This is a genomic window from Streptomyces bobili (assembly GCF_002154575.1).
In the GTDB taxonomy this organism is placed as follows: Bacteria; Actinomycetota; Actinomycetes; order Streptomycetales; family Streptomycetaceae; genus Streptomyces; species Streptomyces bobili.
The window spans coordinates 1-8,772 of the sequence record NZ_MUBA01000539.1 but is presented as its reverse complement, the minus strand read 5'-3'; the positions used below and the strand labels follow the sequence as shown (position 1 = coordinate 8,772).

The window sequence follows — 8,772 nt, the reverse complement described above, 5'->3', positions numbered from 1 at the left end:
CGGTCGCCGCCGTCACCCTCGTCGACACCGGTGAGGTGGTCGGCATGGTGACGGCGGCGCCGCTGAACCCCGGTTCGAGAGGCTGCCCGTCCGGCTGCCAGGCCTCCAGCTGCATCCACTCCTGGTTGATCAACTGCGGTGCGGTGACGCGGTATTCGGCGAGCGTGCCCTCGTCGAAGCCGACCGGGAAGCCGTACACGACGAGTTTGCGCGGCTGCCTGCCGTACGCGGTGCCGACGGGTGCGAGCGCCGCCGGGGCGATCTCCACCTCGTGGGCGAGTTCCAGTACGGCGAGGTCGCCGAGGTCGGTGGCACCGCCCGCCCAGCCGCCCTCGGCCACGATCCGGGCCGGGACGGGCGCCGAGCCGGGCCGCTCCGTGAAGGTCACCGCCAGCGCCTCGGCCGCCCCCTCGTGCACGACATGGGCGCAGGTCAGGACCGTGCGCGGGGTGATCAGGAAGCCGGCTCCGACAACCTGTCCGGCGCACTCGATCCGGGCCTGCCACTCGGCGCTTCTCATGAGGCCCCGGAGGGCTCCGGGCGGGGGGAGGCCGAAGCGGAGTCCCCCTGCGGCGCCGGCCCGGTGTCCCGCGCCCGGTCCGCCGACGCGGACCAGGTCAGCCTGACGATCAGGTGGCCCTCCGCCGTGCCCTTCGCGATGATCGCGCCCGTCTCGGCCGCCAGCTTCACCCCGAACTCGATCTCCACGCCGTCGGGCCGCAACGCGCCGTCGCGGAACACCCGCAGTGCCGACTCCGCGGCCGAACGCACGCCCTCCAGGGCGCCCTCGAAGGTACGGGCCGCCTGTACGGTTCCGTCACCGCGGGCCACGAGCCGGGAACCGGGCCGCTGTTCCTCGACGGCCTCGACGGCGACCACGCCACCGTCGTCCGTCGTGAACTCCACCACTGCTGCCATGACGCCCCCGTCGTACTCCTCGAACCGCGGCTCTGTGCACCGCCATTGTTACGGACGGTACGCGAGATTGTCCTGTTGCCGCCTCCGCCGCCCGCCGGCGTTGTCGGAAACCGGCCACGACATCCCCGCACCGTCCTCCGGGGCGTCGGCACGCGTCACGGCAGGTCCGTACGGACCACCCCCAGCTCCGCCAAGTCCTGCGGCCGAATGCGGAGTTGACCGGCGGTCGCCTCGACCTCCTCCGGCGGCCGTTTCAGGATCGCGGCGGCCAGCTCCGGGGCGATCACCGAGAAGTAGCTGTCCGGGGCGGCCCAGGTGCGGCCGGGCGCGGCCAGCGCCAGCGCGCCCCCGGAACCGCCCTCGCCGATCACCAGGGTGGTGACGGGCGTCCGCGCGGTGGCCACCGCGCCGAACAGTTCGGCGATCGCCGCGCCCGCGCCCTGCCGCTCCGCCTCGGCGTCGTTGGCCGCGCCCGGGGTGTCCACCAGGGTCAGCACCGGGATGCCGAGCCGGTCCGCGAGCCGGATCAGCCGGGTGGCGGTGCGGTATCCGGCGGGCCTGGTCGCCGCCCCCGTCTGCGCGGCGTACGCGACGGTACGGCCCTGGTGTTCGCCGAAGCCGCACAGCATGCCGTCCGGATCGGTGCCGCCGCAGCGGTCGCCGCCGATCGCGGCCCGCAGCGTGAAGTAGGCGTTCAAGTAGGCCTCGGCGCGCGGACGTTCGGGCGACCTGGCACGCCGGACGGCGTCCCAGCCGGTGGCCGGGAGATCCTCCGCCCCGAGGGCACGCGGAACCGGCGCGGGCTCCTGCGACGGGCGGGTCAGCAGCCGCAGCCACCTCCCCAGCGTCTCCCGCAGCGACTGCGGCTCCACGACCGCGTCCGCCGACCCCGCCGCGACCTGCGCCTCGGCCGTGTACGCGGCCGGGTCCGCGTCGGGCGGCCGTACCCGCGACCCGGCGAAGCCGACCTGTGCGCCCGCCATCGCGAGCACCACGTCGGCGCCCGCGCCCAGGGTCGCCCAGCCGCCGCCCGTCGTCGGATCGCGCAGCACGGCGACCTGCGCCAGTCCGGCCTGCCGGGTCAGCGCCGACTGCCGGGCCACCCGCTGGAGCTGGGTGAGGGCCGGCATGCCCTCCTGCATCCGGGACCCGCCCGTCGCGACCAACGCGACGACAGGCAGCCGGTGTTCGCGGGCATAGGAGTACGCCGCCTCCAGCCGGTCGCCGGTGCGTTCGCCCAGCGAGCCGCCCAGGAATCCGAACTCGAACGCGATCAGCACGGCCCGGGTACCCCCGACGCGGGCGGTGCCGCAGACCACGGACTCCGTCTCCCCGGTCCGCTCGGCGGCACGGGCGCGGGAGGCGCCGTAGCCGGGCCAGGACAGGGGGCCGTCCGGTGCGGACTCCCTTGCCGGGTAAGCGAGTTCGTCGAAGGAGTCGCAGACGAGGGCGAGGATCTCGCGCGCGGAGAGCCGCAGGGGGCTGTTCGGAACGGGGCCGCTCGGAAGGGGGCCGCCGCTCATGAGGGCAGCGCCCGCTTCATGATCTTCCCCATGTCGTTGCGGGGCAGCACGTCGAGATAGCGCACCACGCGGGGCCGCTTGTGCGGGGCGAGCCGCTTCGCCACATGGTCGGCCAACTCACCCTCTGACGGCGGCGATTGTTCATCCTGTGGCACGATCCACGCCACGATCCGCTCCCCGAGGTCGGCGTCCGGCTCCCCGGTGACGGCGGCCTCCCGCACCCCCGGATGCTCCAGCAGCGCGTTCTCGATCTCACCGGCGCCGATCTTGTAACCGCCGCTCTTGATCAGATCGGTGGCCTTGCGCCCCACGATCCGCACGTAACCGTCACCGTCGCGGACCGCCATGTCCCCGGTCCGGAACCACCCGTCGGCGGTGAACGCCCCCGCCGTGGCGTCCGGCCGGTTGAGGTACCCGGTGAACAGGTTCGGCCCGCGCACCTGGATCTCCCCGACGCTCTCCCCGTCGTACGACGTCAAGGGCGTTCCGTCCTCCTCCACGAGCCGCAGCTCCACGCCCGGCAGCGGCAGCCCGACCGTGCCCGCGCGGGGTACCCCGTCGGCGCGCACGGAGGTGTTCATCAGCGTCTCCGTCATGCCGTACCGCTCGATCACCCGCTGCCCGGTCGCGGCGGTGATCCGCTCGTGGTCGTGCACGGGCAGCGCGGCGGAGCCGGAGACGAGCAGCCGGGCCCGGCCGAGCGCCTCGGCGAGACCGGGATCACCGGGGAGGGTCTCGGCGAGCCGGTGGTACATGGTCGGCACCCCGAACAGCATGGTCGCGCCGCTGTTCAGCTCTCGGGCCACCCCCTCGGCGGAGAACCGCCCCAGATGCCGCACGGATCCGCCGCGCCGCAGCGGCCCCAGGACGCCCAGCACCAGCCCGTGCACATGGAACAGCGGCAGCCCGTGGACGAGGACGTCCTCGCCGGTCCATCCCCAGGCGTCGGCGAGCGCGTCGAGCGTCGCCGCGACCGCCCGCCGGGGGATGACCGCGCCCTTCGGCGGGCCGGTGGTGCCCGAGGTGTAGACGACGAGGGCGGGGTCCTCGTCGCCCACGGGAACTCGGTCGGGGAGCCGTCCGCCGGTGGCCCGCACGTCCACGTCGACGCGGGGCACGTCACGTACGGCGGACGGGAGTTCGTCTCCCGGCGCGGCCAGGAGGAGTGCGGGCGCGCTGTCCGACAGGATGTGCCCGAGTTCCTTCTCCCCGGACTTCGGGTTGAGGGGCACCACGACGACCCCGGCCTCCAGCGCCGCCACGACGGCCACGGCCGTCTCCAGCGCGGGCGTCGCCCAGACGGCGACCCGCCCGCCGTCCCCCGGCAGCCGGCCCGCCAGGGAACCCGCCGCACCCGCGAGTTCCGCGTACGTCAGGGACCGGTCACCGAACCGCAGCGCCACACGGTCGGACGGCGGGCCCGACGGTGGCGGGTCTGTCAGGGCCGGGAAGAGAGAGGACACCGGAACACTCCTCGGGCAGGGGACGGCGACGACAAGCTCGTTCCTACCCCATGACCGGCCCGGCCCGCCGGTTCCGGAGGTTGACGCCCGTCACGTTCCGACGCCCGTCACCTCTCCACCACGTCGGCCACCACACAGCTCACGTTGTCCGGGCCGCCCGCGCCGTTCGCCTCGGCGACCAGGGCGAGGACCGTGTCGGCGGGGGAGGGGGTCTCCGTGAGGAGGGCGCGGATACGGGGCTCGGGGACGACCGTCGACAGCCCGTCGGAGCACAGGAGATAGCGGTCGCCGGGGTGGGCGTCGTGCAGGCGCAGCTCCGCGTCCGGGGCAGTGGCGCCGGGCAGGGCCTTGAGGAGGAGGGCGCGCTGCGGGTGGGCAACGGCCTCCTCCGCGGTCAGCCGGCCCTCGTCGATCATCGACTGGACGACGGTGTGGTCGTGGGTGATGAGGAACAGGGCGCCGTCGCGCAGGAGGTAGGCGCGGGAGTCCCCGATGTGGACCAGCGCGAGGCGGGAGCCAGTCCACACCAGTGCCGTCAGGGTGGTACCGGCGTCGCCCGCGCCGCCCGCGTCGCCCGCGTCGCCCGCGCCGCCCGCGGCGTCGCGCACCGCGTCGTTCGCGCCGCGCACGGCCTCGTCCAGGAGGTTGAGGACGTCTCCCGCCGGCACCTCCTCGGTGTCCAGGAAGCGCAGGGCTTCCACGGCCGCGCCGCTGGCGGGGGCGCCCGCCGGTCCGAAGCCGTCCGCGACCGCGAGCAGCCTGCCGCCGGCGTACGCCGTGTCCTGGTTCTCCGGGCGGACCCGGCCCCGGTCCGAGTGGGCGGCGTAACGAAGTTCCAGCATGGTGGTGTCCTTCCTCGACATCTCGGGTGTCTGCGACAACTGGTCCACGAGGAACGCCGCGAGGTCCCGCCGTACGGCCGTCTCCGCCTCGACCCGCGCCCAGTAGGCGCGGATCTCGGTGGCGGCGGCCGCGGGATCGAGCGCGCACACCTCGCGGATCCGGGCGAGGGGCATGCCGAGCCGCCGCAGCCACGCCACCAGCCGTGCCTGCTCCAGCTGGCCGGTCGTGTAATAGCGGTAACCGGTGTCCGGGTCGACTCGCGCGGGCCGCAGCAGCTCCAGCTCGTCGTAGAGCCGCAGTGCCTTCGGCGACAGCCGGGAGGCCTTCGCGAAGGCGCCGATCGTCAGCATGTGCATGGGCACCCCGGTTCTCGTGTCCGTCGGTCCGTCACGTCGTTCCGCCACCGATGCTGGGGCTTCCCCGAAGGGGAAGGTCAAACGGGTTGCCGCGGTTGCGGGGGCGGCGGTTAACCTGCGGGTTCGTGCGCGCCGCAAGCCGTCACAAGTCGTCACGGACGTCGATCACCAGCTTGGAGTTCCCCGTGCCCAGAGTCGCCCTCGTCACCTATGACCCCGGTCCGGAGCCCAGCAAGGACCGTGACCTGCCGGTCCTGGTGCGGGCGCTGGAGGAGGCCGGAGCCGGCGCGGAGGCCGTGTGCTGGGACGACGCCGACGTCGACTGGGCCTCCTACGACCTCGCCCTGATCCGCTCCACCTGGGACTACAGCTGGCGCGCGGCCGAGTTCACGGCGTGGGCGGAGCGCTGCGCCAGGGCGACGCGCCTCGCGAACCCGGCGGCCGTCGTGCGCTGGAACACGGACAAGCGCTATATCGGTGAACTCGCCGCGGCCGGCATACCCGTCGTCCCCACCCGCTACCTCGGCCCCGGCGAGCCGGCCGACCTCCCCGACGACCACGAGTACGTCGTCAAGCCCACCTCGGGCGCCGGCGCCCGTTACGCCGCGCGCTACACCCCCGACCAGCACGACACCGCCGTACGCCATCTCGCGCGCATGCACGAGGAGGGGTTGACGGCGATGGTCCAGCCGTATGTGCGCGGCATCGACACCGGAGGGGAGCGGGCCCTCCAGTTCTTCGGGGGCAGCCTGCTGCACGCCAGCCGCAAGCGGGCCGTGCTTGCCTCAGGAACCGCTTTCGACGCGGACAAGGTCGCCCATCCGGGGCTGGAGCCCTGGACCCCCACGGCAGCCGAACTCGACGTGGCGGAGCGGGCGTTGGCCGCGGTTCCGGACGCGCCCGAGCTGCTGTACGCACGCGTCGACCTGGTGGACGGCGACGACGGCCGGCCGCGGGTGATGGAGCTGGAACTCGTGGAACCGAACCTCTTCCTCTTCCTGCACCCGGAGTCGGTGCCGCGGGTGGTCGAGGTGATCCTCGCGGCGGCTGCCGCCCGCTGAGCGCTCCGCTGGGAGTGCTCAGCGGGGGATGCGGTGACGGGCCGTCGGTCGTCCGCGGCGCCGTCGTGGCTGGTCGCGCAGTTCCCCGCGCCCCTTTGGGGCGCTGCCGGGGGCTACCCCCGCAACGCCGTCCGCTGCAACAGCCCCCAGGTGAACTCGGCGGCCACCTCGCGCCGCACCCCCGTCCTGTCCGGTGCCGCGAAGGCCAAGCCCCAGCGGGTGGGCGCCGAGCCCTCCAGGGGCTGGGCGGGGGCGAAGGCGAGGGCGACCTCGTCGACCGTGCAGGACCAGGGGGTGAGGTCGTCGAGCGTGCGCAGGGCGGGAGCGGGGGCGCCCGGCGCGCGGACGAGCCATTCGTTCCAGACGGCGCCGTTCGGGGCGATGAGCACCTCGAAGCGCAGGTCGGGCCAGAGCGGGAGCGGCCACAGCAGGGCCTCGCAGTCCAGGTCGCCGATGCGGCGCGACCCCTGCGACTCGGGGGCGCCGAGGACGGAGCGGTACCGGGCGGCGGCGCCCCGGCCGCGCGGCGAGCGGATCATCGCCTGCCAGCGTTTGTTGGCCTCCCGCATGTCCTGGAGCGAGGCACCCAGCTCATGGCGGGCGTCGTCCACCAGGTCCGGATTGTGGTCGGCCATGCGGCGCAGCAGCACGAGCTGGAAGTCGGCGGGCGTGAAGGGGCGGCGGACGGCGGGGGGCGTGTCGGACGGCATGCGAACCATCGTGGCCCACCGGGCGGACGGCCTCACGGCGAACCGGTGGATGAGCCGTCGATTGAGCCGTGGACGGGCCGTCGGTGAGCCCTCGATGAGCCCTCGATCGGTTCGCGCCCTGCACGCATCCCCGCCGCGGCCATTGCCCGGCGCCGCGCTCTATGGCTAGCCTGTGTTCGTCATGCCGATCGTCTGTTGAAATTTCGAACGCAGGCCTCAAACGAAACAAGGGAGGGAGCCGGCCGTGGGACGACTCGTACCTGCCGTTACCCGGGCTCTCGACATTCTCGAGCTCTTCCTCGACGGGGACGGGACGCTCTCCGCACCTGACATAGTGCGCCGGCTCCAGCTGCCGCGCACCACCGTGCACGAGCTGGTCACCACGCTCGCCGCCCGGTCGTACATCGTCACCGTGCCCGGACAGCCCGGACGCTACCGCCTCGGTGTGCGGCCGTACCAGCTCGGCAGCCGGTACGCCGAGCAGCTCGACCTGGCCGCCGAGGGCCAGCAGGTGGCCCGGACCGTGGCCGAGACCTGTGACGAGACGGTCCATGTGGCGATCCTGGAGGGCACGGACGTCATCTACATCGCCAAGGTCGACTCCACGCACGCCGTCCGCATGGTGTCGGCGGCGGGCCGTCGCCTCCCCGCGCACTGCACCTCCGTGGGCAAGATGCTGCTCGCCTCCCTCCCTGACGCCGAGCTGACCGCGCGGGTCCCCGACGATGCCGACCTGATCGCGATGACGCCCAACAGCATCACCGAGCCGGACGCGCTGCGCGAGGCCCTGGCGGAGATCCGGGAGCGGGGCATCGCGGTCGAGAACCGGGAGTCGAACCCGGACGTCAGCTGCGTGGCGGCCCCGGTGCGCGACCGCACCGGCCGGGTCGTGGCCGCGCTGTCGATCTCCGTGCCGATGATCCGCTGGAGCGACGACCGTCGCATCGAGCTGGAGCAGCTCGCCGCCAAGGGCGCGGCGGAACTGTCGGAACAGCTTGGCTACCGGAGCGTGGCATGAGACCCGTGTTCGACGTCGCCGTCCGCGCGGAGGCATCGCTCGGCGAGGGCCCCACCTGGGACCCGGCCACCGGCCGCCTCCTCTGGCTCGACATCCTCGGCTCGCGCCTGCACAGCTACGACCCCTCGACGGGCCGTCGCGGGGTTCGCGTCACCGAGCAGCACGTGGGCGCGGCCAAGCCGCGTGCGGGCGGCGGCCTCGTCCTGAACCTCCGGGACGGCGTGGGCCTCCTGGACGAGGACGGGAGCTTCCGCTGGTTCCACCACGAGCCAGTTCCGGGCCGCCGGGCCAACGACGCGGCGGTCGCGCCCGACGGCTCGCTCTGGGTCGGCACGATGCGGTACGACGAGGCGCCGGGCGGAGGAACGCTGTCCCGTGTCACCGGGGACGGTTCGGTCTCGGTCGTCCTCGACGACGTCGCGGTGAGCAACGGGACGGGCTGGAGCCCTTCCGGCACGCTGATGTACTACATCGACTCCCCGACCCGCCGCGTCGACGTCTTCGACCACGCCGACGGGCGGGTGACGAACCGGCGCCCCTTCGCCGAGATCGAGGACGGCGCGGGCTTCCCCGACGGACTGACCGTCGACGCGGCCGGATGCGTGTGGGTGGCGCTGTGGGCGGGTGGAGCGGTGCGCCGGTACACCCCTGAGGGTGTGCTGGACCGCGTGATCGAGCTGCCGACTCCGCTGGTGACGGCCTGCGCGTTCGGCGGCGCCGACCTGACGGACCTGTACGTCACCACGGCTCGGGTGGGCCTGGAGGCCCCCCATCCACTGTCGGGCTCCCTACTGGTCGTCCCCGACGCGGGCAAGGGCGTGGCCCAGCCGGCGTTCAGCGGCTGAGGGGGAGCGGCGGGTGGGCCACGCCCTTGCCCGCG

9 protein-coding genes are annotated in these 8,772 nt (G+C 73.8%); 3 read left to right on the top strand and 6 right to left on the bottom strand.

The window, feature by feature from the left end; all coding sequences use genetic code 11:
- From BZL64_RS32980 to BZL64_RS32960, 5 genes are all read right to left on the bottom strand, one after another.
- Positions 1 to 520: S1 family peptidase (locus tag BZL64_RS32980; RefSeq protein WP_143663376.1), on the bottom strand; the 520-nt coding region annotated here is incomplete at its 3' end.
- The gene (locus BZL64_RS32975; protein WP_086772779.1) at positions 517 to 918 is read right to left on the bottom strand and encodes a CU044_2847 family protein; all 402 of its coding nucleotides are present in this window, start codon (positions 916 to 918) and stop codon (positions 517 to 519) included. The genes BZL64_RS32980 and BZL64_RS32975, both read right to left, overlap by 4 nt.
- Positions 919 to 1,073: 155 nt before the next feature.
- On the bottom strand, positions 1,074 to 2,441 hold the full coding sequence (locus BZL64_RS32970; protein WP_086772778.1) for a carboxyl transferase domain-containing protein: 1,368 nt from the start codon (positions 2,439 to 2,441) through the stop codon (positions 1,074 to 1,076).
- Complete coding sequence (locus BZL64_RS32965; protein ID WP_086772777.1) at positions 2,438 to 3,904, bottom strand: acyl-CoA synthetase; 1,467 nt, start codon at positions 3,902 to 3,904, stop codon at positions 2,438 to 2,440. The genes BZL64_RS32970 and BZL64_RS32965 overlap by 4 nt, the downstream gene beginning before the upstream one ends.
- A 107-nt stretch (positions 3,905 to 4,011) precedes the next feature.
- The gene (locus BZL64_RS32960; protein ID WP_086772776.1) at positions 4,012 to 5,103 is read right to left on the bottom strand and encodes a MerR family transcriptional regulator; all 1,092 of its coding nucleotides are present in this window, start codon (positions 5,101 to 5,103) and stop codon (positions 4,012 to 4,014) included.
- Between the two features lie 185 nt (positions 5,104 to 5,288).
- Here BZL64_RS32960 and BZL64_RS32955 point away from each other — a divergent pair, with 185 nt between their 5' ends.
- Positions 5,289 to 6,164 carry an ATP-grasp domain-containing protein gene (locus BZL64_RS32955; RefSeq protein ID WP_086772780.1) on the top strand — a complete coding sequence of 292 codons (876 nt, stop codon included), beginning with the start codon at positions 5,289 to 5,291 and terminating at the stop codon, positions 6,162 to 6,164.
- A gap of 113 nt (positions 6,165 to 6,277) precedes the next feature.
- Here the strand turns inward: BZL64_RS32955 and BZL64_RS32950 are convergent, their stop codons facing one another.
- Entirely contained in the window at positions 6,278 to 6,883 is a 606-nt protein-coding gene (locus tag BZL64_RS32950) for a hypothetical protein (RefSeq protein WP_208639569.1), read from the bottom strand.
- A 235-nt stretch (positions 6,884 to 7,118) separates the two neighbouring features.
- On the opposite strand from BZL64_RS32950, the gene BZL64_RS32945 reads away from it, so the two are divergent.
- Together BZL64_RS32945 and BZL64_RS32940 are read left to right on the top strand one after the other, a co-directional pair.
- Positions 7,119 to 7,892 (top strand): IclR family transcriptional regulator, encoded by a 774-nt coding sequence (locus BZL64_RS32945; protein ID WP_086772774.1) that lies wholly within the window; start codon positions 7,119 to 7,121, stop codon positions 7,890 to 7,892.
- Complete coding sequence (locus BZL64_RS32940) at positions 7,889 to 8,737, top strand: SMP-30/gluconolactonase/LRE family protein (RefSeq protein WP_086772773.1); 849 nt, start codon at positions 7,889 to 7,891, stop codon at positions 8,735 to 8,737. The genes BZL64_RS32945 and BZL64_RS32940 overlap by 4 nt, the downstream gene beginning before the upstream one ends.
- Positions 8,738 to 8,772 lie beyond the last annotated feature (35 nt).